General features: G+C 70.1%; 33 protein-coding genes. 24 read left to right on the forward strand and 9 right to left on the reverse strand.

The features are described 5' to 3' along the window. Window positions 1-10 precede the first annotated feature (10 nt). From ACSNOA_RS00195 to ACSNOA_RS00290, 20 genes are all read left to right on the forward strand, one after another. Window positions 11-214 carry a hypothetical protein gene (locus ACSNOA_RS00195; protein ID WP_436654979.1) on the forward strand — a complete coding sequence of 68 codons (204 nt, stop codon included), beginning with the start codon at window positions 11-13 and terminating at the stop codon, window positions 212-214. Further along, window positions 214-1,506, forward strand: a complete 1,293-nt coding sequence (locus ACSNOA_RS00200; protein ID WP_436654981.1) for a phage portal protein — start codon at window positions 214-216, stop codon at window positions 1,504-1,506. The genes ACSNOA_RS00195 and ACSNOA_RS00200 overlap by 1 nt, the downstream gene beginning before the upstream one ends. Continuing rightward, window positions 1,496-2,209: an HK97 family phage prohead protease gene (locus tag ACSNOA_RS00205; RefSeq protein WP_436654983.1), complete on the forward strand. Its 714-nt coding sequence runs from the start codon at window positions 1,496-1,498 to the stop codon at window positions 2,207-2,209. The genes ACSNOA_RS00200 and ACSNOA_RS00205 overlap by 11 nt, the downstream gene beginning before the upstream one ends. Before the next feature lie 19 nt (window positions 2,210-2,228). Next, window positions 2,229-3,539 carry a phage major capsid protein gene (locus tag ACSNOA_RS00210; protein ID WP_436654984.1) on the forward strand — a complete coding sequence of 437 codons (1,311 nt, stop codon included), beginning with the start codon at window positions 2,229-2,231 and terminating at the stop codon, window positions 3,537-3,539. 3 nt (window positions 3,540-3,542) lie between these two features. Continuing rightward, on the forward strand, window positions 3,543-3,731 hold the full coding sequence (locus ACSNOA_RS00215; RefSeq protein ID WP_436654986.1) for a hypothetical protein: 189 nt from the start codon (window positions 3,543-3,545) through the stop codon (window positions 3,729-3,731). A 113-nt stretch (window positions 3,732-3,844) separates the two neighbouring features. Further along, window positions 3,845-4,060: a hypothetical protein gene (locus ACSNOA_RS00220; protein WP_436654988.1), complete on the forward strand. Its 216-nt coding sequence runs from the start codon at window positions 3,845-3,847 to the stop codon at window positions 4,058-4,060. Between the two features lie 30 nt (window positions 4,061-4,090). Continuing rightward, window positions 4,091-4,645, forward strand: coding sequence for a phage head-tail connector protein (locus tag ACSNOA_RS00225; protein ID WP_436654990.1), 555 nt, complete (start codon window positions 4,091-4,093; stop codon window positions 4,643-4,645). A 15-nt stretch (window positions 4,646-4,660) separates the two neighbouring features. Beyond that, entirely contained in the window at window positions 4,661-5,017 is a 357-nt protein-coding gene (locus ACSNOA_RS00230; RefSeq protein WP_436654992.1) for a hypothetical protein, read from the forward strand. Beyond that, window positions 5,017-5,427, forward strand: a complete 411-nt coding sequence (locus tag ACSNOA_RS00235) for a hypothetical protein (protein WP_436654994.1) — start codon at window positions 5,017-5,019, stop codon at window positions 5,425-5,427. Before ACSNOA_RS00230 ends, ACSNOA_RS00235 begins: the two co-directional genes overlap by 1 nt. A 29-nt stretch (window positions 5,428-5,456) precedes the next feature. After that, window positions 5,457-5,771, forward strand: coding sequence for a hypothetical protein (locus ACSNOA_RS00240; protein WP_436654996.1), 315 nt, complete (start codon window positions 5,457-5,459; stop codon window positions 5,769-5,771). 107 nt (window positions 5,772-5,878) lie between these two features. Next, window positions 5,879-6,331: a hypothetical protein gene (locus ACSNOA_RS00245; RefSeq protein ID WP_436654998.1), complete on the forward strand. Its 453-nt coding sequence runs from the start codon at window positions 5,879-5,881 to the stop codon at window positions 6,329-6,331. Next, window positions 6,321-8,204 (forward strand): hypothetical protein, encoded by a 1,884-nt coding sequence (locus tag ACSNOA_RS00250; RefSeq protein WP_436655000.1) that lies wholly within the window; start codon window positions 6,321-6,323, stop codon window positions 8,202-8,204. Before ACSNOA_RS00245 ends, ACSNOA_RS00250 begins: the two co-directional genes overlap by 11 nt. Next, entirely contained in the window at window positions 8,205-10,022 is a 1,818-nt protein-coding gene (locus ACSNOA_RS00255; RefSeq protein WP_436655002.1) for a glycosyl hydrolase family 28-related protein, read from the forward strand. A 2-nt stretch (window positions 10,023-10,024) separates the two neighbouring features. After that, window positions 10,025-11,416, forward strand: a complete 1,392-nt coding sequence (locus tag ACSNOA_RS00260) for a hypothetical protein (RefSeq protein ID WP_436655003.1) — start codon at window positions 10,025-10,027, stop codon at window positions 11,414-11,416. Between the two features lie 9 nt (window positions 11,417-11,425). Further along, window positions 11,426-12,547, forward strand: a complete 1,122-nt coding sequence (locus ACSNOA_RS00265; RefSeq protein WP_436655005.1) for a DUF5047 domain-containing protein — start codon at window positions 11,426-11,428, stop codon at window positions 12,545-12,547. Next, a complete protein-coding gene (locus ACSNOA_RS00270; protein WP_436655007.1) occupies window positions 12,547-13,248 on the forward strand; it encodes a hypothetical protein in 702 nt (233 codons plus the stop codon). Before ACSNOA_RS00265 ends, ACSNOA_RS00270 begins: the two co-directional genes overlap by 1 nt. 53 nt (window positions 13,249-13,301) lie before the next feature. After that, window positions 13,302-13,784 carry a hypothetical protein gene (locus ACSNOA_RS00275; protein ID WP_436655009.1) on the forward strand — a complete coding sequence of 161 codons (483 nt, stop codon included), beginning with the start codon at window positions 13,302-13,304 and terminating at the stop codon, window positions 13,782-13,784. A gap of 10 nt (window positions 13,785-13,794) precedes the next feature. Further along, window positions 13,795-14,667 carry a hypothetical protein gene (locus tag ACSNOA_RS00280; protein ID WP_436655011.1) on the forward strand — a complete coding sequence of 291 codons (873 nt, stop codon included), beginning with the start codon at window positions 13,795-13,797 and terminating at the stop codon, window positions 14,665-14,667. After that, entirely contained in the window at window positions 14,667-15,110 is a 444-nt protein-coding gene (locus tag ACSNOA_RS00285) for a hypothetical protein (protein ID WP_436655013.1), read from the forward strand. The genes ACSNOA_RS00280 and ACSNOA_RS00285 overlap by 1 nt, the downstream gene beginning before the upstream one ends. After that, complete coding sequence (locus tag ACSNOA_RS00290) at window positions 15,083-15,487, forward strand: hypothetical protein (protein ID WP_436655014.1); 405 nt, start codon at window positions 15,083-15,085, stop codon at window positions 15,485-15,487. Before ACSNOA_RS00285 ends, ACSNOA_RS00290 begins: the two co-directional genes overlap by 28 nt. Here the strand turns inward: ACSNOA_RS00290 and ACSNOA_RS00295 are convergent. Beyond that, a complete protein-coding gene (locus ACSNOA_RS00295) occupies window positions 15,484-15,741 on the reverse strand; it encodes a hypothetical protein (RefSeq protein ID WP_436655016.1) in 258 nt (85 codons plus the stop codon). The genes ACSNOA_RS00290 and ACSNOA_RS00295 overlap by 4 nt on opposite strands. Window positions 15,742-15,764: 23 nt before the next feature. On the opposite strand from ACSNOA_RS00295, the gene ACSNOA_RS00300 reads away from it, so the two are divergent. Beyond that, window positions 15,765-15,956 (forward strand): hypothetical protein, encoded by a 192-nt coding sequence (locus ACSNOA_RS00300; RefSeq protein ID WP_436655018.1) that lies wholly within the window; start codon window positions 15,765-15,767, stop codon window positions 15,954-15,956. A 64-nt stretch (window positions 15,957-16,020) separates the two neighbouring features. On the opposite strand, the gene ACSNOA_RS00305 is transcribed toward ACSNOA_RS00300, so the two are convergent. The 8 genes from ACSNOA_RS00305 to ACSNOA_RS00340 all read right to left on the reverse strand — a co-directional run bounded on the left by ACSNOA_RS00305 (window position 16,021) and on the right by ACSNOA_RS00340 (window position 21,971). Then, window positions 16,021-17,145, reverse strand: coding sequence for an acyltransferase family protein (locus ACSNOA_RS00305; RefSeq protein ID WP_436655040.1), 1,125 nt, complete (start codon window positions 17,143-17,145; stop codon window positions 16,021-16,023). A 41-nt stretch (window positions 17,146-17,186) separates the two neighbouring features. Next, window positions 17,187-17,639 (reverse strand): hypothetical protein, encoded by a 453-nt coding sequence (locus ACSNOA_RS00310; RefSeq protein WP_436655020.1) that lies wholly within the window; start codon window positions 17,637-17,639, stop codon window positions 17,187-17,189. An 84-nt stretch (window positions 17,640-17,723) separates the two neighbouring features. After that, complete coding sequence (locus tag ACSNOA_RS00315; RefSeq protein ID WP_436655022.1) at window positions 17,724-18,017, reverse strand: hypothetical protein; 294 nt, start codon at window positions 18,015-18,017, stop codon at window positions 17,724-17,726. Window positions 18,018-18,171: 154 nt separating this feature from the next. Then, window positions 18,172-20,166: a hypothetical protein gene (locus ACSNOA_RS00320; protein WP_436655024.1), complete on the reverse strand. Its 1,995-nt coding sequence runs from the start codon at window positions 20,164-20,166 to the stop codon at window positions 18,172-18,174. A gap of 6 nt (window positions 20,167-20,172) precedes the next feature. Continuing rightward, window positions 20,173-20,520, reverse strand: a complete 348-nt coding sequence (locus tag ACSNOA_RS00325) for a hypothetical protein (protein WP_436655026.1) — start codon at window positions 20,518-20,520, stop codon at window positions 20,173-20,175. A gap of 2 nt (window positions 20,521-20,522) precedes the next feature. Continuing rightward, window positions 20,523-20,810, reverse strand: coding sequence for a hypothetical protein (locus ACSNOA_RS00330; protein ID WP_436655028.1), 288 nt, complete (start codon window positions 20,808-20,810; stop codon window positions 20,523-20,525). Window positions 20,811-20,892: 82 nt separating this feature from the next. Beyond that, window positions 20,893-21,774 carry a DUF2637 domain-containing protein gene (locus tag ACSNOA_RS00335; protein ID WP_436655030.1) on the reverse strand — a complete coding sequence of 294 codons (882 nt, stop codon included), beginning with the start codon at window positions 21,772-21,774 and terminating at the stop codon, window positions 20,893-20,895. Next, the gene (locus ACSNOA_RS00340; RefSeq protein WP_436655032.1) at window positions 21,771-21,971 is read right to left on the reverse strand and encodes a hypothetical protein; all 201 of its coding nucleotides are present in this window, start codon (window positions 21,969-21,971) and stop codon (window positions 21,771-21,773) included. The genes ACSNOA_RS00335 and ACSNOA_RS00340 overlap by 4 nt, the downstream gene beginning before the upstream one ends. A gap of 142 nt (window positions 21,972-22,113) precedes the next feature. Here ACSNOA_RS00340 and ACSNOA_RS00345 point away from each other — a divergent pair, with 142 nt between their 5' ends. From ACSNOA_RS00345 to ACSNOA_RS00355, 3 genes are all read left to right on the forward strand, one after another. Further along, a complete protein-coding gene (locus ACSNOA_RS00345; protein ID WP_436655034.1) occupies window positions 22,114-22,332 on the forward strand; it encodes a hypothetical protein in 219 nt (72 codons plus the stop codon). A 291-nt stretch (window positions 22,333-22,623) separates the two neighbouring features. Then, entirely contained in the window at window positions 22,624-23,673 is a 1,050-nt protein-coding gene (locus ACSNOA_RS00350; RefSeq protein ID WP_436655036.1) for a hypothetical protein, read from the forward strand. A 128-nt stretch (window positions 23,674-23,801) separates the two neighbouring features. Then, window positions 23,802-24,143 carry a hypothetical protein gene (locus ACSNOA_RS00355; RefSeq protein WP_436655038.1) on the forward strand — a complete coding sequence of 114 codons (342 nt, stop codon included), beginning with the start codon at window positions 23,802-23,804 and terminating at the stop codon, window positions 24,141-24,143. Window positions 24,144-24,314 lie beyond the last annotated feature (171 nt).

A 24,314-nucleotide genomic window follows, 5' to 3' on the forward strand; every position in this document is an offset into this window, starting at 1 on the left:
GGGCGGGGCTGTGCTGACCGTGCGTCGGCGGACCGTCATCGTCAATCTGGTCGACGGCCGTACCACTATCACCGGCGAGCGTCGCCTGTCGTGGCCGTGGCAGGTGCGCCTGAGTGGCGCGCAGTTGCACCGGGGCCCGGGCGAGCCGGCCGCGGTCGACGGGACCGTGGTGATTCCGCGGCATCGGATCGACTTCATGCAGGTGGTGGGCTGATGGCGTTCGTCGTGTCCGCCGGCCGCCTGCGCTCGCTGGAGCCGCCGGCCGGCTCGCTGTCCACCTGGCCGGGCTACACGGCGCAGGTGACGGCGAACTACAACGCCACCTACGCCGCCATCTACCGCACCCAGCCCGCTGTGCGCACCGTGGTGTCGTTCCTGGCCCGCAACGTGGCGCAGCTCGGCCTGCACACGTTCCGGCGGATGGCAGACAACGACCGCCGTCGGCTGACCGACCATCCGGTGGCCAGGCTGCTGGCAGAGCCGAACCCGCGCACCTCCACCTACCGGCTGATCAACGCCCTCGTCTCCGACAAGGCGATCTACGACGACGCCTACTGGGTGAAGCTGCGCGGTGAGCCTGACGAGGACGGCGAGCCTGGCCCTCCGATCGCGCTCCGGCGGGTGCCGCCGTGGCGGATGGAGGTGCTCGGCCCGGACTGGACGGATGCGACCGGCTACCGGCTGCACGGCACCAACGGGCACCTCGACCTAACCCCCGACCAGGTGGTGCACTTCCGCGGCTACAACCCGGATGACGGGCGGCGGGGCTGCTCGCCGATCGAGGCGTTGCGGCAGGTGCTCGCTGAGGAGTTCGCGGCGGCCCGCTGGCGGGAGCAGATGTGGTCGAACGGCGCCCGGGTGTCCGGCTACCTGAAGCGGCCCCTGGAGGCCCCCGAATGGTCGCCCAACGCCCGGGAGAGGTTCCGGGCGGGGTGGCAGTCGCAGTACAGCGGTGACGGCCCTCAGTCCGGCGGAACGCCGATCCTCGAGGACGGCATGGACTTCGTGCGGGCCGGCATCAACCCGCAGGAGGCGCAGTACGTGGAGTCGCGGAAGCTGACCCGCGAAGAGGTGGCCGCCGAGTACCACATCGCGCCGCCGCTGGTGGGGATCCTCGACCACGCGACGTTCTCTAACATCCGCGAGCAGCACAAGCAGCTCTACCAGGACACCCTGGGGCCGTTGTGCGCGGAGATCGAGCAGGACATCGGACTCCAGTTGATCCCGGACCTGCCCAACAGTCGGCGGGTGTACGTCGAGTTCAACATCGCCGAGAAGTTGCAGGGCTCCTTCGACGAGCAGGCCCAGCAGTTGCAGATGGCCGTCGGCGGGCCGTACATGACCCGCAACGAGGCGCGCGGCATGTCGAACCTGCCCCGCATCGACGGCGGCGACGAGCTGATCGTGCCGCTGAACGTGTCCATCGGAGAACCCGAACCGGAGCCGGAGCAGCCGGCGCTGCCCGCAGGACCACCCACCGTTGAGGAGGGGCCAGATGCTGACTAAGGCGTTCCCCGCCCACGTTAAGGCGGCCGGCGAGCAGGACGGGCTCCAGCCGGGCCAGTTCGAGGCGATCGTGTCCGTGTTCGGCAACGTCGACCACGGCGGCGACGTCGTCCTGCCCGGCGCGTTCTCCCGCTCCCTCGCGGAGTGGAAGGCCGCCGGCGACCCCATCCCGGTGATCTGGTCACACCAGATCGGCGACCCCGAGTCGCACATCGGTGTGGTCGTGGAGGCGGAGGAACTCCTCGCCGGGGATGAGCGGCTGCCGGAGAAGCTCCGCGACAACGGCGGCCTGTGGGTGCGCGGTCAGCTTGACCTCGACGAACCGCGGGCCGCGAAGGTTCACCGGCTGCTGAAGGGCCGCCGGGTGAAGCAGTTCAGTTTCAGCTACGACATCCGCGACGGTGCGCTCGGTGAGCGCGACGGTCGCGACGTGTACGAGCTGCGGGACCTTGACCTGTTCGAGGTCGGCCCCACCCTGCTCGGCATGAACGCCGCCACCGATCTGGTGGGAGCGAAGGCCGGGCCCTGCCCGACATGCGGGCACGACAGCGCCAAACAGGCCAAGCCAGTGCCGGCTGACGCCGCCGGTGAGCCCACGCCAGCCCCGCTGGCCCCGGCCGCCGACGACGAGCCCACCCTGAGCCCCGCCGATGTCCTGCTGTCGCTCCAGGTCGACGCGCTCGCGTACGACCTCGACATCTGACACCGGAGGAAACCCAACCATGGCAACGGCCACCCTGAGCCGGCTCCAGAAGGAGCTGGCCGACACCCTGACCCCGGCCCGGGACATCGCCGCGAAGGCGGAGTCCGAGGGCCGCGACCTGACCGCCGACGAGCGGGAGAAGATCCAGACCGCCGTCAAGGACGCCGCCGACATCAAGGCCCGCATCGACCAGGCGAAGGCCGACAACGACCTGTTCTCGCAGATCGGCGACCTCGGCGACGGCCTCGCGCTGCTGCCCGACGGCGGCAAGGACCGCGGCGACGCCGGCGGCGACGGCTCCGCCCTGTGGACCCCCCGCAAGGGCGAGACCATCGGTGAGGCGTTCGCGAAGTCCCGGCAGCTCGGCGACCTGCTCAAGCAGTACCCGTCCGGCCGCATCCCCGAGCGGGCCGTGGTCAACTCGGCGCCGTTCGGCGCGAAGACCCTCATCACCGGCACCAGCGACACCTCGGGTGGCGCGCTGGTGCAGAACGACTACCGCGGCCTGGCGGTGGGCCTGGACCTGTTCCAGCGTCCGCTGACCATCCGTTCGCTGGTCACGAACGGCACCACCACCTCCGACACGGTCGAGTACGTGCGGGTCACTTCGACCACCAACAACGCTTCCCCGGTCGCCGAGTCCACGACCACCGCGGACCCGGGCAGCATGAACGCCGCGAACGGCGTGAAGCCCGAGTCGGCGATGGCGCTGGCGAAGGTGACGGAGACGGTGCGCACCATCGCGCACTGGCTGCCGGCCACCACCCGGGCGCTGGCGGACGCCGGGCAGATCCGCACCCTCATCGACCAGTTCCTGCGGTACGGGCTCGAGGAGGAGCTGGAAGACCAGATGGTCAACGGCTCCGGCTCGGGTGAGAACTTCACCGGCATCGCGAACGTGTCGGGCACGCAGTCGCAGGCGTTCACCACGGACGTGCTCACCACGACCCGTAAGGCGCGGACGCTGGTGCGCACGGTGGGCCGGTCGACGCCGACGGCGTACGTGATGAACCCGGCCGACTGGGAGGCCATCGACCTGCTCCAGGACAACGAGGCCCGCTACTACTTCGGTGGGCCGCAGCGGCTCGGTCAGCCGACCCTGTGGGGTCTGCCGGTCGTCGAGTCGGAGGCCGTGCCGGCGGGCACCGCGTACGTCGGTGACTGGCGTAAGGCGGTCCTGTGGGACCGGCAGCAGGCCAGCATCACGGTCAGCAACTCGCACGCGAACTTCTTCATCCGCAACATGGTGGCGATCCTGGCCGAGATGCGGGCCGCGTTCGGGGTGCTCCAGCCGTCCGCGTTCGTCGAGATCGACATGGCGGCGGGCTGAGCCATGGCCTACCTCGACCCCGCGCAGGGACAGATGCGCTCCGGCACGCAGGGCGACGCGGTCGCGAACGTGGCGGCGGCGAACGCCGGCGCCGCCTACACGACCGCCGAGCAGACGCTCGTCAACGAGCTGAAGACGAAGCTCAACGCGCTGCTCGCCGAGCTGCGGCAGGCCGGCGTCATCGCCCCCTGATGCAGCCCATCACAGGCCCGGCCTGCCCGCTGTGCGGCGCCCCGCATGCCGTTTGCGGGCAGGCCGGCTCCACCTCCACGCCTGTCGACGTACCGATCCGGAAGGGAACCACCGTGGGCGAGGTCCGCAAGTACAAGGTCAACCAGAACGGTTACGACACCGTGCTGAAGCTCACCGCCGAGGACGCGAAGGCGTACCCGGACGCACAGCCGGTCGACGAGCCGGCCGCGAAGCCGGAGCCGGACGAGACGGGCGACAAGGCGCCGTCGAAGACCCGTACGGCGGCTGACAAGACCCGCCGGGCTGCCGGCGACAAGACCAGCAACTGATTCGCATCCGAGCAGTCCAGGGGGTCGGGCATGGCTGACATCGTCACTCTCGACGAGGTCAAGAAGCAGCTCAACATCCCCCTGGATGACACGTCGCAGGACGACGAGCTGCTCGTTTACATCGGGGCTGTGACCGAGGTCGTCGAGGACATCGTCGGCCCGGTCACCCCCCGCGCGGTGGTGGAGACGCACGACGGCGGCCGGAACGCGATCATCCTGCGGAAGCCGCCGATCCTGTCGGTCACCTCGGTGGTGGAGGACGGAACCACGCTCACAACGGCGGACTACACGGCGTCGCTGGACGCGGGGATCCTCTACCGCGGCACAGGCTTCTGGCTCGGTGGCCGCGGGTCGGTGACGGTCACCTACCAGGCCGGCCGGCAGACGACCCCGGTGGCCGTCAGGCTGGCCGCGCAGGAGCTGACGCAGGTGAATTTCCGCCCCCAGTTGGGCGGGGACTACAGCCCGTTCGACACCGACGCCCCAGAGGAAGGCATCCCGGGTGAGGTGCGGCTGGGGTTCTTCGTCCCCAACCGGATCCGGGAGCTGCTCAAGCCGTACCAGCAGGGCGGGTGGCTGCCGTGACCGTGGGGAGGACGCATGGATCTCGCTGGTGACCGCGCCACCCTCGCCGCTGCCCTGTCGAACGCCCCCGACGTCACCGGCTACCAGTACCGGCCGCTGAAGCCCCGCATGGGGGACGCATGGCCGCTGCTCGGGGTGATGGAACGCGGGCCGGGCCGGTCGTTCGAGGCGACGTGGCGGGTGCTGGTGTGGCTGCCGCAGGGCCCGCAGAAAGCCTCTGAGTGGGTGGACGCCCACACCGAAGACATCGTCGATGCGCTGGAGCCGGTCGGCTACGTGGACCGCATCGAGGCCGTCACGATCCCCGACGGGGACGCGGACCAGACCGCGCAGTACCGATACGCCCTCCAGTTCACCGTAAGGAGTGAATGATGCCTGCCCCGACCGGCGCCCACGTCTACAAGAACGCCATCGTCACCATCGACGAGGTGGAGTACGCCAACCAGCTCACCCGCGCCGAGCTGGTGCCGGACCAGCCTGTGCAAACCCTGCGGACGCTGGTGCCGGACGGCACCGTGCAGGACGTCGACACCCCGACGTGGACATTCGCGATTTCCGGCCTTCAGATCAACATCGCGGGTGGTCTGGCGAAGGCGTTGCGCGACGCGAGCGGCACGCAGATTGAGGTGACGTTGCAGCCGCGGGCTGGCAGTGCCCAGGCGACTGCCACGTTCACGGTGGTGGCGATGGCCCCGCCGTTCGGTGGCACGCAGGGTGACTGGCTTCAGCAGGAGTTGGAGATGCCGGTCGTCGGCGAGCCGGTCTGGGGGACGAGCGCCTGATGGCGACGCTGTTTGAGTTGCGCGCGGAGATGGAGGACGGCACCACGTTTGACGTGGTGGCCGACCAGCGCGACGTGGCGAAGTTCGAGATCCAGGACTTCGGATGTTCGGCCACCGAGCTGTCGTCGCGGTTCGCGACGGCCTACCGGTTCATGGCCTGGTCGGCGCTGTCCCGGCGCGGTGAGACGAAGTTGAAGTGGTCGGATTTCGACGCCCAGTGCGTCGAGGTCGTCGACATGCCCGACGAAGAGTCGGCCGTGCCGGCTGATGCCGAGGACCCTGGCCCGCCGGCTCCGTCCGAGGGCAGCTCGTCGCGATCGCGCGGATCACGGGCCAGCCGCTGACGGGGCCGGCGGGCCTGGAGAACTGGCACCCGCGGGACATCGCCACGCTGGTGGACCTGCTCGAGGAAGAGGCGGTGGCCCGGCGGCGGGCGGCCAGGGGGTGACCGGTGGGTTCCATCGACGACCTGGTCCGTGACCTGCGGCGGTTCGAGCAGCGCAAGGAGGTCACGCGGGCGCTGCGGAAGCGGATCCGCGAACCGGTCCCCGGCGTGCGGAAGGCAATCCGTCGGCGGGCGCTGGACACCCTGCCTAAGGGCGGCGGCCTGAACGTGTGGGCGTCGAAGACGCGGGTGTCGGCGAAGGTCAGCCTCGCCGGTCGCGGCGCCGGGGTGAAGCTGCGCGGCACCCGGAAGTCGGGGAAGGGCAAGGCGGATTTGCGGCGGCTGGACGCGGGGAAGGTGCGGCACCCGTCGTGGGGTCGCCGCGGTCCGGGCCAGTGGCATGTGCAGCAGGTGGAGCCGGGGTTTTTCACGAAGCCGGCGGTTGAGGTGGATCAGTGGCGGGACGCCTGCCTGAAGGCGGTTGACGAGGCGCTGGAGGTGATCCGCCGTGGCCGATAGAGACGTCGAGATCGATGTCAACCTCCGGGACAAGACGGGTCCCGGCGCGAAGGGTGTCGAGAAGAACCTCAAGAAGGTCGGCGAGAGTTCCAACAAGCTCGTTGGGCAGCTCAACAAGGGCGTCGCCCAGTGGGGCCGCGGCTTCCAGAAGCTCGGCTCTGCCACGAACCGGTGGGCCAACTCGGGTGACGGTGCGGGCAAGAAGTTCGTCCGTGGCATCTCCAAGGGAGTTGGGAAGCTGGCCGACATCGGCGGGTCGATCGGTGGTGGCCTGGCGAAGGCGGTGAGCGCGGCCGGCCCGCAGGTCGCTCTCGCGGTGACGGCGGTTCTGGGGGCGGCTGCGACCGCTGCGGCGCCGCTGGTGGCCGCCGCGATGGTCGGCGGGGCTGGTCTCGGCGGGATCGTCGGCGGTGTGCTGATCGCCTCGAAGGACGCCCGCGTCGCGAAGGCCTTCGAGAACCTCAAGGAGGACATCGGTACGCAGCTTCAGTCGGCCGCGAGGCGGTTCATCCCGGCGACGCTGGAGGCGACGAAGGAGGCGCAGAAGGCGTTCCGGCAGATGGTCCCCAACCTGAAGCGGATCTTCGACGTCAGCGCGCCGTGGCTGGCCCCGTTGACCCGGTCGCTGGGCCGCGCCGCGAACCTGGCGCTGGATGGGATCACGAAGGCGGTCACGAAGGCCGGCCCGATCATTACCCAGCTCGGTAAGGGTCTGGAGGGGATCGGCGCCGCGATCGGCAAGATGTTCTCTGACCTGTCGGACAACGGCGCGTCGATGGCTCTGGTCGTGAAGGGCACGTTGGAGCTGGTGAAGCTCACGATCCTCGGTGTGGGTCAGGCGCTGAACTTCCTGGCGGAGGCGTTCGAGTTCTTCGTCGACAAGATCCCCGGCGGGAAGAAGCTGCTCAACGAGATGATCGCCTCTCAGGAGGGGGCTAAGTCCAGCTCGATGAACCTGGCGGGCGGTTTCCAGAAGCTCGCCGACGACGCGAACGCCGCGGCGACGGGGCTGACGAACGCGAAGCAGAAGGCCGACGAGCTGGTCAACTCCAACATCTCCTTGGCTCGGGCGGAGATCGCGTCGCGGGACGCCGTCCGTCAGGCGGCGGAGGCGATCAAGGAGAACAGCAAGGAGAAGATGACCAACAAGCAGCGCGCCGACGCGAACATGACGTCGCTGCTGAATATGGCTGACGCGTTCAACCAGGAGACGGCGGCCGGGGAGCGGTCGGGTATCGGGGCGGGGAAGGCCGCGGCTGCGTACGCCACGAACCGGGACGCCCTGGTCAAGATGGCGGAGAAGGCCGGCTACTCGCGGCAGAAGGCGCAGGAGCTGGCGGATCGGCTGCTGACGATGCCGAAGGGCGTCAACATCCCCGTCAACGTGAACACGGCCAGGGCGAACGCGCAGTTGGATACGTTCACGAAGAAGGTCAGGCGGGCCAACGGCACGGTCATCAACTACACGGTGCGGGTGACGGCGCAGGGCGATCACCGGATCATCGGGCAGGGTACGCAGCTACGCCGATGGGGCGGGATCGACTACCACATGGCCCGCGGTGGGCAGATTGGTGCGCACTTCGCGAGCGCCCCGACGGTGCTGTACGGGGAGCGGGAAACCGGCGGGGAGGCGTTCATCCCCCGCAAGGGTGATCTGGGCCGGTCGCGGTCGATCGCGGAGACGGTGGTGCGGGACTGGCTGGGCGGTCAGGTGTCGTGGGGTGGCCACGACGGGCCGGCCGGCGGCACTGTCATCCCGGTCGAGATCCCGATCTACATCGGCGACGAGGTCGTCCGGGTGGTCCATGCCGAGATCGACGCCAGCAATCGGCGGTTGAAGCGGCGCGTGAGCGCCGGGGCGGGGAGGCAGTAGGTGGCTCGGCTTCTCGGCCCGGACGCGGGGTCACGGCTCGCGTATCTCGAGGACGGCTCGCCGGCGGCGAACGCGACCGCCGTCGTGTACGCCAACGAGGGTGCGACGGTGCTGGCGGACATCCGTGACTACGACGGGTCGGAGACGCCGGGTGGGGTGGCTCTCGGGTCACAGGTCACGACGGACGCGCACGGGCAGTTGGAGCGGTTCTGGTTCCCCGAGGGCGTGGATCGGCTGTGGGTGAAGGTCGGCGCGGACGGCCCGGTGTGGCCGATCGACGCGGACAACAACCGCAGGTTGGACCTGACCCGCCAGGTGTTCATGGCCGCCGCGTACGGGGCGAAGGGCGACGGCGCCACCGACGACACCGCGGCGATCCAGGCAGCGGTGAACGCCGCTGCGGCGGTGGGCGGCGGTGAGGTCCGCCTGGGCCGCGGCACCTACCTGGTCGGCGGCACGATCACGCTGCCGATCGACACGCCGATCGCGCTGCGCGGTGAGGGCATCGAGCACATCGGCGGGGCGAAGGGCACCACCCTGAAGCGGGGGTTCGGTAGCACGGCGCCGGTCATCTCCGGTGTGGGTGTGGGGAACGCCGGTAACCAGCGGATCCACGTCGAGATCACCGACATGTCCATCAACGGTGGTGGGCTGGCGGGCACGGTCGTGAAGCTGGAGCAGGTCAACACGTCGCTGATCCGGAACGTGCGGATCTCGGATGCGCCGGCGACGTTGCTGCGGGCGGTGCAGTGGTGGAACTCGTGGCTGGACAAGGTCGTCTTCAACGACGGCGGGTCCGGCACGGCCAGCCCTGCGTGCCAGTTGGTGGCGGACAACAACACCGTCAGGTTGACGGACTGTGAGTGGGAGGCGAACGGCGGCACGGACCTGCACGTCGAGGGCATCGCCGTGCTGGTGTCCTCGCCGAAGCTCGAACGCGACAGCGGCAACTTCCCGCTGGTGAACCTGCTCAACGCGGGCACGGTGCAGATCACCGGCGGGTTCCTGCACCTCGGGCCTGGGGCGACGGGCACGCATGTGGTGCAGTCGGGGACGGTCGTGCCGTCGAGGCCGAACGGGATCGTCAACTGCCAGCTTTCGGGTAGCCGGGAGTCGGCAGGGGTCGAGGCGGACTTCGCGGTGGTGCCGTACTTCGTGGACGTCCAGGCCGGTGACATGCTGCTGTCCAATGTCAGCATGAACGGCGACCCGACCAGCGCGTTTGTGCATGCCGCGTCGGGGTTGGGCGTCAACTCGCTGCGGCTGCGGAACGTGGCGGTGAACCGGCCGGCGAAGCTGCTGCTCGACGACCGGGTCGGGTCGGTGTACGGGCTCGGGTCGATCCCGCTGGTGCCGGCCATCCTGAACGCCGCCGTGTCCGGCGGTGGCACCGCCGTGATTCTGGAGTCTTCCGTTAACCGGCCGATCTGGCGGCACCCCGACGGGTCGACGTCGAACGTGCTGTACGGCACCGTGCCGATCCCCCCAGACGCGGCCAACAACCGGCCCGTCCGCATCCGGTTGCTCTGGTACTGCGATGTCGCCGTCGGTGCGATCCGCTACCTCGTTGGGGTGCGTGCGCTGTCGCCTTCCGGGGACGACATCACGGTGGGTCAGACGGACTTCCCTGCGACGGTGACGGTGCCGGCCACCGCGAACCGCACCACCACGACCACCGTCACCACGACGGTGAACGTCGTGCCAGGCGCCCGCTGGGTGGCGGTGCTGTTGCAACGCCTCGGCGGGGACGCCGCCGACACATGCACTGGGTCGATGCGGGTGCTCGGGGTGGAGCTGCTGTACGAGAGGGCGGTGTAGTCATGCCGGTGCCCGCGGGCAGTGGTCCGGCGCCGTCGTCCCCGTCGGGGCCGATCTACTACGACCCGGTGTTGTCGCGGGTGCGGCTCACCCTGTCGGGCCTGTCGGACCCGTTCACCGACACGTTCAGCACCCCCGCGACGGGCGGGTGGGGGCCGCCGTGGACCGTGGACGGGGCCGCCACCAGCCAGTTCCTTGTCACGGGTGGGATCGCGGTCCACCGGGTGAACGCCCTGAACACGCGGTTCCGGTCCCGCACCAGCGGCCTGTCGATGGCGGACGTGGACGTGACCACGCTGTTGCGGCTGGATACGGCGCCGGCCGGGAACTACATCCGGTCGGAGGTGAGCGCCCGCATCGTCGGCCCGTCGAGCTTCTACGGGCTGCGGGTGCACGTGCTGGTGGGCGGGGCGATCGACCTTCAGTTGATTCGGCTCGTCGCGGGGACGGAGACGCCGCTGGCGGCGGTGGCTGCTGGGGTCACGCACACGGCGGGCATGTCGCTTCACCTGCGGTTCAATGTGGCGGGCACGGTGCTGCGGGGGAAGGTGTGGCGTGACGACGCGCCGGAGCCGGCCGGCTGGCAGATCACGGCGACGGACGCGACGCACACCACCGGCGACGTGGGTGTGAGCACCCTGTTTCCGCCTGGGAACACGAACACGCTGCCGTACGACGTGATGTACGACGGGTTCACTGCGACGCCCAGCATCAACGTGGAGCGGTCCACGGACGAGGTGCGGTGGGAGACGGTGCGCGGCGCGGGCGGGCTGGTGCCGTCGGGTGGTGAGGTGCGGGTCGACGACTATGAGTTTGCACCCGACGTCGCGAACCACTACCGGGTGGTGCCGCATTACAGCGGGTCGATCGTGCCGGTCATCGGCGGGGTGTGGCTCAAGTCCATTGCGCGGCCGTTCCTGAACAGGCAGGTGACGCTCGTCGACTACTCGGACGTGGAGCGGCCCACCCGCTCCGGCGTGTTCGAGGTGTCCGGCCGGTCGTTTCCGGTGGCGGTGACAGACGTCCGCGGGTCGCGTCGGTGGACGTTGGAAGCGCTCGCTCACAACTCCGACGAGGCCGCCGACGTGGACCTGCTGCTGGCCTCCGGGGACATCCTGCTGGTGCACGTTCCCGCCGACTGCGATGTGCCGGGCGGGTATGTGGCGGTGGGCGACAGTCGGCAGCGTCGGACGGGCCGCCTGTCGGTTCGCCGGGTGTTCGAGCTGCCGTGTGTGGAGGTGGCCGCGCCGGGCCCGGACGTGGTTGGCGCCGCCGGGACGTGCCAGACGGTGTTGAACACCTACGCGACCTGCCAGGCGGTGCTCGACGCGCACTCGACCTGCCTCAGCCTGTTGGAGCTGATCGGTGACCCGACTGATGTGATCGTCGGCTAGGGGGTTGCGGTGAGGCCGGTCAGCGACGCCTTCCTGCGCACCGTGCGCGGCTCCCATCGGGCGGTGTTCGAAGCCGTCGTGGTGGCGCCGGGGCAGACGGGTGTGCAGCCCACCGGCACGGTCATTCCGATCCTGGACGGGGATGTCGACCTGAACGGGTCGGCTCCGATCCGCTCCACGCTGGAGCTGACTACCGACGGGCACAGCGCGTGGCCGACGCGAGCGGCGGACATTCTCGCGCCGTACGGCAACGAGGTGTTCGTGCGGCGGGGCATCCGCTACGGCAACGGCACCACCGAGTGGGTGAGCCTCGGCTACCACCGGATCTACACCGTGGAGCAGGACCAGGTGCCCGACGGACCTATCCGCATCTCCGCGCAGGACCGGATGTCGGGGATCGTGGACGGCCGGCTGCCGGGGGCGCAGGCCTTCCCGGCGGCGATGAGCCGGGGGGCGATGCTGGCGGCGCTGGTCACGGAGATTTACCCGTGGGCGACGATCGAGTGGGACGAGCCGGCGGTGCGGGATGCGGCGATCGGCCGGCAGATCATCGCCGAGGACGACCGGTACAAGGTGTGCGACGAGCTGGTCACCGCCGTGGGGAAGACGTGGTGGTGGGACCACCGTGGGGTGCTGGTGGTGCGGACGCCGCCGTCGCCGTCGCAGCCGGTGTGGGCGGTCAACCATGGTGCTGGTGGTGTGCTGGTGACGCTCAGCCGGCGGTTGACCCGTGAGGGCGTCTACAACGCGGTGATCGCGACCGGTGAGGGCGCGGACACGGCGAAACCGGTGCGCGCGGTGGCGGTCGATGTGGGCAACCTGTCGCCGACGTACTGGGGTGGCCCGTTCGGGAAGGTGCCCCGCTTCTTCTCCAGCCCGTTCATCACGACCTACACGCAGGCGTGGGAGGCGGCCAAGAACATGCTGCTCGAGGAGATTGGCCTGCCGTACGCGGTGGATTTCACGGCGGTGCCGAACCCGGCGTTGGAGCCGGGCGACACGGTGCTCGTCAAGTATCCGGGCCGGTCGGAGACGCATGTGATCGACCGGTTGACGGTGCCGTTGACGGTGGAGGGCGCGTTGACAGCGTCGACCCGTGAGCAGGCGACAGTGCTGATCGGGGGCGCGTGATGTCGTACAGCTCGGACGACCTGACGCCGCTGTTCGGCGGTCAGCCGGGGCCGGGGGTCGGCTACCGGCAGGGCACGATCCTCGAATGGAACCCGGCCACGGCGGAGAACACCGTCGAGGTCGACGGGAAGCCGATCCAGAACCTGTCGATCCTGAACACCAGCGAGTCCCTGCTGCTGGCCCCGGGCGATGTGGTGGGCATCCTCACCACCGGCGGCGCCGCCAGTTCGTGGTGCATCCTGGGCCGGCTCACCATTCCCGGCACCGCGGCGGCGGCGATGACCCTCGGCACCGGTCTGGCCGCTGCCACCGTGGTCGCCAGCGCCGCCGTCACGAGCGCCGGGTACACCCTGAACGGCGGCCCTACTGTCACCACGCAGGTGCTGCGGACCGGCCGGGTCTACCTGACCGCCGCGTCGGCGATGGACCTGGATGTTGGTGAGGGCGTTGCGCTGGCCGTGTTCGGAGGCGGCCCCAACGGGGCGACGATCACCGAGCGCTGTTACCTGACGTCCCGGAATCTGCTGACGGTCTCGTCGGGGACGCTCGGCGGCACCTTGAACACCGCTGCCAGCTCGGCGGAGCTTGTCACTGGGCTGACCCCGGGCATTTGGACGTTCGAGTTGCAGTCGGCGAAGACGAACGGGGCCGCGGGGGATCCGCGGGTGCACACCCGCGTCCTGACGGTTATGCCGTTCTGACCTGACGCCACACCACCCTTGACCGGAGGATCGATATGCCGGGTACTACGTCCGTGTACGGGTTCCGCTTTCTGGAGCCCATGGACCCGCCGGACATCGCCGGTGGCCTCGAAAATCTCGCCGACGACGTCGAGGAACTCCTCGCCGACAAGCAGCCCCGCTACGGGCGTGGTGAACTTCCCACCGCCGTCGCCATGACCGCGTCTATCACTGACCTGCCTGGCGCGGAGGTGACGATCAACAGCCCGCGGGCGGGTGCGGTCGCGTTCGTGTCGTTCGCGGCGGATCTCCAGCTCACCTCTGCTGGTGCGGGCAACGCGTTCGTGCTGGTGTCTATCGATGGGGTGGATCAGCCGGCGAACGCGGTGTGGAACCCGGCGACGTTGCCGACCGGTGCCCGCTGCACGGTGGCGAACGCGTTCCCGGCGGTGCTGATCGCGGCGGGAAACCACACGTTCAAACTGCGTGGGCAGGGGCCAGCGAACATCCGCGCGAACAACATCCACACCAACGTGTCCGTGCTGGTCCTGCCGTAGGAGGTGAGCCATGGCCTGGGTGGTCGCACCGAACATCAAGGCGCTGTTCGCGTCCGTGAACCGGCTGGCGCCGAACCGGGACAAGGCCAGCGACGGCACCGTCGGCGACCTGGCGCACCAGCAGGGAACGTCCGGTCACAACCCCGACGACATGGCCGGGGTGCGAGCCGAGCGCTCAGACTCCGACAAGGTCCAAGAGGTCCGCGCCGGCGACGTCGACCGGGACCTGCGGCTCCCGGACGTGTCGATGGAAGACGTCGTGCAGACGGTGGTGAAGACCCCCAACCTGCGCAAACGACTGATCTACGTCATCTACAACCGGCGGATCTGGGCCGCGTCCAACGGGTGGCGGCAGGCCTCGTACACCGGCAGCAACCCGCACGACAAGCACGCCCACTTCTCAGGGCACCCGGACTACGACAACGACAGCTCGCCGTGGCGCGAGATCGAGCAGTTGGGAGAGGACGACATGCAGGCAGACGAGCGCGCAGCGCTGTTCGAGGTGCGGGAGCAGCTACGCCTGTACTTCTCCGGGATGCGCAAGACGGCCACCGGCACGGTGCTGTCGCCCACCGAGTGGCGCATCCGCGACGAGACGAAGTTCCAGCCCACGGTGACCGCCGGCCTCGCCCGCGTTGAGGCATCCGTCACCGAGCTGGCCAAGGCGTCCGGCGTCGACCAGAAGACCCTCGCGGACATTCGCGCGCGCGTCGACCAGGCCGCCGCCGAGGACCGGCAGCGCGCCGAAGCCGAGGCCGCCCGCGACGCCGAGCTGGCCGAGCTGGTCCGGCAGGCGCAGAACGGGGACCTGGCCGCCGACGAGTTCCTCCGCCGCGTCAGCGAGCGGTTCGCCCAGGCCGCCGACCCAGCCGCGTCGAGCTGATGGGCTGGGCAGCGGCCGGCCTGCGGAGGCGAGTCGGCCACCGCGGATCGGCGCTGCTCTTCCTCGCCTTCGTCGACTTCGTGTACTGCTACCGGCTGCTCTTCCCCTCCCACGATGACCAGAACGGCGCCTGGCTGTCGTTCCTCGCTGGCATCCTCCCCCTGTGGGTGTGGGGGGCGCTGTGGGGCGGCGTCGGCCTCGTCTGCCTGTCCCAGGCGAGCCAGCGCCGCGACTCCATCGCCTTCGCCTCCGCGATCGGCATCAAGGTGCTGTGGGCGTCCCTGTCGCTGGCCTCCGGACTCCTCGGCGACGTGGAGGTGTGGTTCATCAACGCCGTCATCTGGACCGCCTTCGCTGGCTTCGTTGGCATCATCGCGTCCTGGCCAGAACCCCACCCCGGGTGGAAGGAGAGGGCGTGGACCCCGCCATCTGGGCAGCCATAGCCTCGGGGCTCGCGGCGATCATCGCCACCGTCATCACCAACCGGGTGGCCGGGCGGGCGTCGCGGCGTGACTCGATGCTGAAGTGGAACGAGCAGCTACGGGAGAGCGAGCAGGCCGCCCGCCGGGAGGCCCAGGAGTCCCGGGACCGCGCGGAGCGGATCAAGGAAGAGGCCGACGCCGACGTGGGCCGGCTCCGCACGCAGCTCGACGAGCTGCACATCCAACTGCGGATGGCCACGGAGGCGACAGCGAAACTCACGGACACGCTCATCTCCGTCGCGGCGGAGGTGTGGCGGCCGGAGCCGGACATCCCGGCGCTGCGCCGCCTCGTCGGCCGGCCTCAGTCGCCCGGCGTCAACGGCCGCCAGGTCGGCTAGTAGGCGTCCGGCTGTCGGATCCGCCAGTTCCCCTGCGCGTACAGCCGCGCCAGCTCTGCACGCGCCGACTCTTCGTTCGGATGCTCCGCGACCTGCAACGGCTCCTCGCCCTCCTGCGGGTTGTTCACGCTCAACCGGACCTCCCAGCGCCCCGACCCGTCCTTGTACTCGAACAGGCGCACTAAGGCCAGCGGCAGGTACGGGTCGTCGCCGTACAGCCAGCCCGCCTCGCGGAGCTGCGGAAACCCAGACACAACCTCACCCTAGGAGTAGTCCCATGCGCGTCGCCAAGTACGCCAAGACCATCGTCGCCAGCGTCGTCGCCGGCGGCACCGCCCTCACCGTCGCCATGGGCGACGACGTCCTCACCGCCACCGAGGGCATCACCGTCGCCCTCGCCGTCCTCGGCGCGCTCGGCGTGTACGTCGTGCCCAACGCCACGGACACCGAGGTCCGCATCGACCGCTGACCGTCCGCTACACGGAACGGCCCCCTGCCTTCGGGCGGGGGGCCGTTTTCCTCGTGTCCAGGGTTCAGCGGGTCCGCATCTGGTCGAAGCTGCGTTGCAGGCCGCGCCGCAGCAGCCGCGACCCGGGCCGCTCCACCAGCCGATGCACCGCGTACGCCAGCGCCACCACCCCGGCCAGCACCACGGTCAGGAGCAGCCAGTCAGGCAGCCACCCGTGGCCGTGCCGCAGGGCGAGGAACGCGACGTGGAAGTGCAGCAGGTACAGCGGGTACGTCAGGGCGCCGACGGTGGTCAGGCCACGCCACCGCACGCCGCGAGTCCAACCCAGGGCGACCGCCAGCATGAGGAGCAGGCAGACGGCGAACACGGCCAGCGCGACCCGCGGATCGACGGGCCCCTCCGCCGCCGCCACCCGCTCCGTCCACCGCTGCACCGACCGCGCGCAGAACGCCACGCTGCCCGCCAGCATCAGCCACAGCAGCAGCGTGGGCCCGAACCGGTGCATCAGGTACAGCACGATCCCGGCGACGAAGAACGGCGCCCACTGCGGCACCAGCAGCTCCACCAGCAGCCGCGTGCCGCTCACCTCGGCGAGCAGCCCACCCACCAGCCACAGGCCGCTGAACGCGACCACCCGCCGGTAGGTGACACCTGCCCACACCAGCGCGGCGAACAGCAGGTAGAACTTCACCTCCACCAGCAGCGTCCAGTAGACGGTGTCGAGGTCTGGCACGCCGGCGAGGCCTTGCAGCATGGTGAGGTTGACGCCGACCTGCACCAGTGACGGCGGCCCGAATGACGGGTTGGGGGAAGCGGTGGAGATCAGCGCCGCGACCAGCACAGCGAGGATGTACGCCGGGTAGAGCCGCGCCGCACGGGACGTCACGAAGGCGCTGAGCGGGCGCCCCCACGAACTCATGCAGATCACGAACCCGGAGATCATGAAGAAGAGGGGTACGCCCATCCACCCGTACCGGCTGCCCTGCGCCACGAGGTGGCCGAAGTAGGCGTCGGGGTCGACGCCGAAGACGAGGCTGGCCTGCGGTACCACGTGGAAGGCGACCACCATCGACGCGGCGCCGAACCGCAGCACGTCCAGGGCGTACAGCCGTCCGTGCTGGTCCGGCCGGTCGACGGGCGTAGCGGTCCCGTTGAGGTGGACCGGGATCGCAAGGTTCGGCGGGCTCATCGTCACCACGGCAGTGTGACCATCCGCCGGCTTTCCCCACATCAGCCGAGCGTCAGCGACAGCGCCCCGAACAGTTCCTTCTCCGGGTACTGCACACGGCCGCGGTGCGACACCTCCACGCCGTAGTAGCCCTTCCCCGTCGGCACACCCGAGATCGAGAACGTGAACTTGCACAGGTCAGCAGTCCTGCCCGGCAGCGTCCCGTCGATCACGCCGTTGTCGAGCTTGCCCAGAGCGATCGTGGCGCTGGCGTTGTCGGTGATGACGACCTGTGCGCCGGGACGGATGTCGTCGTAGCCGCCCGCTCCGGCGCAGGTGGAGCCGTCGAAGGCGAAGCTGTCGGCGCCCTCAAGCTGGAGGGTGCCGCTGACGATACGCGTCGCGGGCGCGCTGTTCGCGGCGGCGGCGGGCGTCGGCTTCGGGTCGCCGCTCGAGCAGCCGGCGAGGGCGGCGAGCAGGACGGCGGGCAGGATCAGGTGGCGGGTGCGGGTCATGCCCGGCAGGCTATCGACCAGCAGCAACGAGTGATCCCCGCCAACCGGACGGTCAACGGGGATCAACGGACGAAACGGCCTGGCCTACCAGCGCTGCCAGCGCCACCGGTTCCGCCACACCCACACCGTGAACGCCAGCAGCAGCGACACCCCAGCCACCACCGACGCCACCACCACGATCTGCGGCATGTACGGCAGCCACGACTCCCGCGACGCCGACAAGCCACCCGCCGCGGCCACGACCACCAGAATCGTCACCAGCGACGACAGGAACGGGGCCAGCCGGCGAGCCCACGCCAGGAACGCGAACGTCCGATAGTTCCGGCGCCCGAACTCCGCGGCGGCGGCATCCCGCGCGGTCGAGAAGAACCCGCTCACCACACCCTCCAAGATCTACCGAACGTAACCGCCAACCAGTCTCCCAGGAGCCTCCAAACACCTCCAACTTGGAGACTTGCAGCAGCCGGGCCCTTAAAGGGGGAAGGCGCCAACCCGCGGGTTGGCGCCAAACCTCCAAGCACACGCAGCGTCATCACACCCCGGCGTGCACGGCGGCGACGATGCGGAACACGCCAGGCATGTCCGCGACGTCCCGCTCCAACGCGATCTCACCCGGGCCGGCCTGCTCACACAGCCGGTTCAGCTCCTGCCGCACCCACTCCCGGGAGCGGGTCGTGGCCGGCTTCATGGCGCACACGTCCGCCGGCTTGGTGTGCGTTTCGCCCTGCTCAACGAGGGTGCGCAGGTGCTGCTGCACCACCGAGCGGGCCTCGTCGGTGGACAGCTTCGGCCCGCCGCTCTGGCCACCGAACGTCAGGTTCTCCTGCTCGGACGGCGGCGCGATCGGCCGGTCGGGGTCGATGTTCATGTCGGGCTCCAGGGTCGGCGGGATCGGCTCCATGCCATCGTCGCTGCCATCGTCGTCCTCGTCGACCAACTCGCCCTCCAAACGGGTCGTGGCCAGGTCGTTTGCAGGCAGCACCACCTCCCGGCGGGCGTACGAGGCGCCGGCCGCGTCGCGTGACAGCGGGTCCAGCTCGGCGCGGACGTGCGCCCACTCGGCCACCGCGGCGGCGACCTGCTCCCGGCTCGCCCGGAACGTGCGCATCGGCACCGCCCACCGGTCCTCCGGAACACCCGGCGCCACGAGGTAGCAGTAGCCGGGCATGCGGTTCTGCCACAGGTCAGGGGCCGCGCCCGCGTCGAGCACCCCGTCGTCGAGGGCGAACGACGCGTCCTGCCCGTCCCGCACCCCGAAGCACAGCGTGCCGGCGAGCTGGGCGCGGGCCGACGTGTCGATGTTGTCGTGGGATGCCCGCTGCAGAGAGACGACGACGACCACGCCGGTGGAGCCGGCCTGCTGCACCAGCCGCACGAACGACGTGGAGTCCGACACCAGCTCGACGGCCTCTTCCAGCCAGACGACCAGCAGCGGCAGCCCGCAGTCGGGGGTCCACTGGTCGAAGTCGTTCTGCCCGAGGTAGTCGGCGCGGGCCCGCACCACATCGCGGGTGGCGGCGATCATCTCCTTGCCGCCCTTCTGCGTCTTCACCACCCAGTCCAGGGCCGGCTCGATGGGCCGCAGCGTCTGGGAGCCCTTCACGTGGTCGGACGCCCACACCACCACATCGCGCCTGGTCAGGGCGTCGGCCATCAGCATCGTCCAGCCCTGCGACTTCCCGGCCCGGGTCATGCCCATCACCAGCCAGTGCGCCAACGCGCGGCCGGCGGCGTCGTCACCGGTGAGCCACAGATGGCCGACCTCGCCGTCCTCGTACACGCCGGCGGGCAGCGGGTCGTGGATGGATCCGCCCGGGTTCGACGGGCCCGGCCACACCGCGCCGCGCTCCAACGGGTCGTTGGGGACGATGACCAGCTCGGCGCGGCCGGCGTCGTGCGGGTCGGCGGCGATGCGCACCGCACCCGGCCGGACGCCCAGCGCGCCAGCCATCTTGTCGGCAACGCCCTGCAAGTCCTTCACGGTCTGCTCACCGCGGTTGACCTCGACCTGGGCGACGACCCGGCCTTCGATTTCCTTCGGCTTGTACACCTTGGCGCCGGCGAGCACCTTGTCGAGCTTCGACTCCTGCGGCTCGCCCTGCTGCTCCGCGGCACCGTTGACGACCATGCGGCGGATCGTCCAGAACACGCAGATCCCGAATCCGCCGAACGCCCACGCGTCGATGACACCCCTGGTCAGGGGGCCGACGAGCATCCCGACGATGAACCAGAACCCACCCAGCCCCGCGGAGACGGTGCCCATCCAGCGGAGCACCTCGTCGCGGGGACGCAGCACCCGCCACGTGAACGGGACCAGGCCGGCGACCAGCGCGAACGCTGCCATGCTCATCCACGGCGCGGCCACCGGGTTCCGGCCCCACACCACGTAGGCGATTGAGGACAGCATCGGCAGGAGCATCCACGCCACCCACGGCGGGGCGTAGGTGAGCAGCCGCGACGCGCCGTGCTTCTGCACCCGGCTCCCCGTGGCCTTGCCAGCGTTCGCGCTGGTCGCACGCTTAGCCATCGCTGATCAGAGTCCCTTCATGTCGAACACCTTGCGCTGCCGCTTGGCGCCGATGACGTCCTGGTACTCGGACAGGAACGCCCGCGGGATGCGGGCGATGCTGGCCTGCGCCCCGTGGAGCAGCTCCCCGGCGCGGCGGGCGTGCCGGGCGACACGGCGGGCGCGGGCGTTCGGTGGCCGGCGATCCATCGAGGGGATGGTCGCCAGCGCCTGGTGGATGTCGTAGGCGCCCTGCAAGACGATCAGGCCGGAGTTGGAGGCGACGCGTCGTCCCAGCTCACACCACGTGAATAGGGCTTCGGCGTTCTCGAACTCGATGTCGCCGAGGACGGAGAAGTCGGCGTCAGATCCCACGGTCAGGCCTCCTGGTCGTCGATGGTGTTGGGCTTCGGGTTGTCGTGGCGGTACTCCATGGCGAGCGCGAACACGGTCACGGCCATGAGCAGCACGCTGGTGATGAGCGCGCCGTAGTAGAGCTGCTGGCGGTTGATGTACTCGCCGTAGACCGCGAGCAGCGCGAACGCGCCGGCGATCATGGAGGCGGCGTTGACGAGCCGTCCCCAGCCGCTGCGCTCGTAGACGGTGTCGGGCTCGTCGAGGGTCAGGTCGACCTCGGTGTCGGTGTGCGTCCGGGTGTCGGACATGATGGGTGTTCCTTCCTCTGTTGGGGTTGGATGCGGGTCCCGGCCCGGCTGTAGGAGGTGGGACCGGGACCCGCAGCTTGGGTCAGACCGGGACCTGGTCCAGGTCTGCGGGTGAATCGGGAACGTGCACCGGACCGCCCTGCGCGTCGCGCTGGGCCCGGTAGATACGGACCGCCTCCGTCGCGTCCTGCTTGCGCCAGCGGTACCGGTTGACGACGGCGCTCACAGACACCGGACCGGGCTGGTCAGCGGGGTGGTCCACCCACAACTGCTCCACCATCGCCAGCACCCGCGGCGCCGGCTGCTTCTGCGCAGCGGACCGGGTGGACCGGGCCGCGGTGGACCGCTTCGCCTGCTTGCGGACCGGCGGCGTGTGGACCGGGGGAGGGTCGGTGTGGACCGGCTCGGGCTGCGTGGGAGTGGACCACTGCCACGGGTCCACCCGCTCCTGGTCCACCTCGACCGGCTCCGGATCGGTGTGCACCGGCTCCGCCTGGTCCACGTCCGCGTTCGGCTTCGCGCCCATCGCGCTGGCCGCCTCAACGAGCGTCACCAAAAGGTGAACCGACAGCGCCAGCATCACCGCAGGGATCGCCGACACCGCGAACCGCACCTGACTCTCCTCGATCACCAACGCGGCGCCAGCCGGCGGGATCGCGTGGAGACCGTTGCAGGCGATCGAGATCCCGGCACCGACGAGCACAACCGCCCACGGGTACCAGGCGGTGCTGCCGGTCATCCGGCGCAGCACCACCGCCGCGATCGTCGCCACGGCCATCGCCCCGTCCACGGAGACCGGCAGCAGCCACGCCCACTCGGTGCGGATGCGGGAGGCGATACCGACCGCGCGGATCGCGTCGTAGGACAGCGCGAACCCGGCTACGGCGACGGCGAGGGTGCCAGCGGAGGCGACCGTGCCGGCGAGGATCCCGAAGGCGATCGTGCGGATGCGGGGCCAGTTCATCGCTCGGCCCCCACCATCGCGATGTGCTCAACGTGCCCGGCCCCGTCCGCGACGTACACGACGGCGTAGTCGACGCCGTGCGCCACGACCAGGCCCCGGGCGGTCTCGACCGCCTCGACCTCGTGGCGGGCGATGAAGCGCTCGGTGCGCCGGAAGCGGGCGCCGGCGGCGTAGAGGTCGCATCGGTAACTCGGCATGTCCGCCAGCATGACACATCTTGGAAAGGTTGGAAAGGTTGGTAGAGTACTTCGCATGTTGAGCCCACCGCTTGCTCCCGCCCAGGGCCTTGCCATGCGACCATTGGTCAACTTGCAAGACCTGGCAGACCTGGGAGACGACGTGGCCGAGAGCGGATACCTGACCATCAAGCAGGTCCGGGACCGCCTCGTCGCCGCCGGCTACAGCGACAGCGACCAGACCATCCGCCGCCTCCTAGCCGACGGGAAGCTCGGCAAGGAAGGCATCGACTGGTACCGCACCGAACGCGGCAGGTACCGGATGGTTTCCGCCGATGCGGTGGACCGGCTCATCGCCCAGCGTCGCCAGCAGGGCGAGTAGCAGGCTCCCGTCCACTCGGGACGCTCACGGCCCGTAACCCAAGATCCTCAGATACTGCAAAGAGGTTCGCGTCCGATAGGGGCGGACCGGACGCCCGGTCATCGATCGGACGCGACGAACGGTCACCAACCGCAATCTGCTAGATGCAAGCTGCACGCGAATGGACCATGATGGGTCCCTTCACATCGACGCACCACACACGAACAACCGTTCCCGTCGGCCATCATGGCTGGTAGGAACTACACCAACGTAAGTCCCGGGCAGACACCACCGTGGGGGGAGGTGACCGCCATGCACCACCGCACACTCCAACGGGCGCTGCTGCTCGGCGCGTTCACCGCCGCCGGTGTCGCTGGCGCCGTCGCCTGGCAGTCCGCCGCCCACGCCGCCGACAAGCCGCCCGCCGCAGTCCACCAGCCGGGGGGTCTGGTGGAACGCGCGGTGGACCTGCCCGAGCAGGCGGCCGACCGGGCCCACGAGGTCGTCGAGGACGCCACCGAGCACGAGCCGGAGAACGAGGCGCCGGCCGACGAACCCGAGCACGCCGACGAGCCCCGCGGCGAGACGCCCCGCCAGGACGACGAGCCCGCCCAGGAGCCGGCCGACGACGACAGCGGCGAGGTCGCCCCGGAACGCCCGGTCGACGAGCAGCCCGCCGAGGAACCGCCGGCCGAGACCGAGCCGGAGACGCCCACCGACCCGGTGCCCGACGTCCCGCCGGTCGTCACCCCGCCGACCACACCGCCCGTGGTGGTCAACCCGCCCCCGGTCGTGGTCAACCCGCCGCCCGTCATCGTGACCCCCGTCCCCGAGACCCCGGCGCCGCAGCCCGACCTCTACGAGACCACCGAGCCCCCCGAGCCCCAGCCGGCGGCGGCGCCCGCCCTCGACGAGCCGGACCTCCCGGCCACGCCCACGATGCCCCTCGACCTGCCCGTACTCATCGGCCCCGTCCCCGCCACCGGCACCCCGCGCGAGGACGGCATCCGCCCGGTCGAGCCGCAGCAGGCGGCCCAGGTGCCGCTGTGCGCCGACGAGCTCGACGCGGCCCACCTCGACCCGAAGCGCATCACCATCCCGCTCGAAGTGCAGCACCACCGCAAGAAGGCCACCGCCGCGAGTACCCGCGGCAAGCCCTGCCCCGGTACACCCGGCGCACCCGACCCGCAGACAGCCGGCGCAGGCAACGTCAAACCGCCACCGCCCACCGGCGAGCAGCTCGTCGCCGAATCCGTGGCCGCCGCCTACTCCCGGCCGATCCTCCACCGGCTCTACCAGCTCCGGCCCCGCAGCCACATGCCCGCCGGACGCATGGAACACCCCGAGCCCGGACCCGCATAGCCGCCCCCCAGCCCGCCGCACCACAGCGGGCACGCGCCGGCAAGCCCACCATCCCGGGCTCCCGGCACGGAGGTGGGGGGAGCCGCCTCCGATCACCCGTCCCAGCAACGATCGGAGCTGAAACCAGAGTGAGTACCACCGCACCGAAACCACCGACGAAGCGCCTGCTGCTCACCGCCGGCCTCACCGCTGGCGCCACCATCGGGACCTGGGTCATCACCGGCATCGGGCACTTCGTCTTCTCCGGCATCCCCGCCCACCGCATCCCGGTGTATATCGGGCTGGGCGTCATCGGCATCATCGCGAGCGCCTGCCTGTTCACCCGGTACGCCATCCAGAAGCACCGCCGCGACGCGTGGTGGGAGGGCTTCTCCGCCAGCGACGAGCCGGCCGCCGAGGTGATCGAGCTGCGCGACTTCCGCCGCGACGGCAACGACACGCGCGGCTTCGGCACCGGCTCGACCAGCTAAGGCACGGAGAGTAGTCTCGGAAATGTGTACTGGACGGTGTACTGACCTTCTCTGACTGCCCCTGAATACGTCTCAGGTCAAGCCCCTGAGCAGGGACATTCAGACAAGGTCAGTCCGATCCAACACGCTCGTAATGCGTAGGTCGACGGTTCGATTCCGTCAGGCGGCTCG

The sequence above is a fragment of the Micromonospora sp. URMC 103 genome, from assembly GCF_051386435.1.
Taxonomy (GTDB): Bacteria; Actinomycetota; Actinomycetes; order Mycobacteriales; family Micromonosporaceae; genus Micromonospora.

Coding starts and splice junctions, on each gene's coding strand:
- ACSNOA_RS00205 (WP_436654983.1), top strand. CDS start 1,496: ATGCTGACTAAGGCGTTCCCCGCCCACGTTAAGGCGGCCGGCGAGCAG.
- ACSNOA_RS00350 (WP_436655036.1), top strand. CDS start 22,624: ATGCACCACCGCACACTCCAACGGGCGCTGCTGCTCGGCGCGTTCACC.
- ACSNOA_RS00335 (WP_436655030.1), bottom strand. CDS start 21,774: ATGAACTGGCCCCGCATCCGCACGATCGCCTTCGGGATCCTCGCCGGC.
- ACSNOA_RS00280 (WP_436655011.1), top strand. CDS start 13,795: ATGGCCTGGGTGGTCGCACCGAACATCAAGGCGCTGTTCGCGTCCGTG.
- ACSNOA_RS00260 (WP_436655003.1), top strand. CDS start 10,025: ATGCCGGTGCCCGCGGGCAGTGGTCCGGCGCCGTCGTCCCCGTCGGGG.
- ACSNOA_RS00235 (WP_436654994.1), top strand. CDS start 5,017: ATGCCTGCCCCGACCGGCGCCCACGTCTACAAGAACGCCATCGTCACC.
- ACSNOA_RS00225 (WP_436654990.1), top strand. CDS start 4,091: ATGGCTGACATCGTCACTCTCGACGAGGTCAAGAAGCAGCTCAACATC.
- ACSNOA_RS00230 (WP_436654992.1), top strand. CDS start 4,661: ATGGATCTCGCTGGTGACCGCGCCACCCTCGCCGCTGCCCTGTCGAAC.
- ACSNOA_RS00310 (WP_436655020.1), bottom strand. CDS start 17,639: ATGACCCGCACCCGCCACCTGATCCTGCCCGCCGTCCTGCTCGCCGCC.
- ACSNOA_RS00305 (WP_436655040.1), bottom strand. CDS start 17,145: ATGAGCCCGCCGAACCTTGCGATCCCGGTCCACCTCAACGGGACCGCT.
- ACSNOA_RS00210 (WP_436654984.1), top strand. CDS start 2,229: ATGGCAACGGCCACCCTGAGCCGGCTCCAGAAGGAGCTGGCCGACACC.
- ACSNOA_RS00215 (WP_436654986.1), top strand. CDS start 3,543: ATGGCCTACCTCGACCCCGCGCAGGGACAGATGCGCTCCGGCACGCAG.
- ACSNOA_RS00200 (WP_436654981.1), top strand. CDS start 214: ATGGCGTTCGTCGTGTCCGCCGGCCGCCTGCGCTCGCTGGAGCCGCCG.
- ACSNOA_RS00285 (WP_436655013.1), top strand. CDS start 14,667: ATGGGCTGGGCAGCGGCCGGCCTGCGGAGGCGAGTCGGCCACCGCGGA.
- ACSNOA_RS00340 (WP_436655032.1), bottom strand. CDS start 21,971: ATGCCGAGTTACCGATGCGACCTCTACGCCGCCGGCGCCCGCTTCCGG.
- ACSNOA_RS00300 (WP_436655018.1), top strand. CDS start 15,765: ATGCGCGTCGCCAAGTACGCCAAGACCATCGTCGCCAGCGTCGTCGCC.
- ACSNOA_RS00330 (WP_436655028.1), bottom strand. CDS start 20,810: ATGTCCGACACCCGGACGCACACCGACACCGAGGTCGACCTGACCCTC.
- ACSNOA_RS00320 (WP_436655024.1), bottom strand. CDS start 20,166: ATGGCTAAGCGTGCGACCAGCGCGAACGCTGGCAAGGCCACGGGGAGC.
- ACSNOA_RS00270 (WP_436655007.1), top strand. CDS start 12,547: ATGTCGTACAGCTCGGACGACCTGACGCCGCTGTTCGGCGGTCAGCCG.
- ACSNOA_RS00240 (WP_436654996.1), top strand. CDS start 5,457: ATGGAGGACGGCACCACGTTTGACGTGGTGGCCGACCAGCGCGACGTG.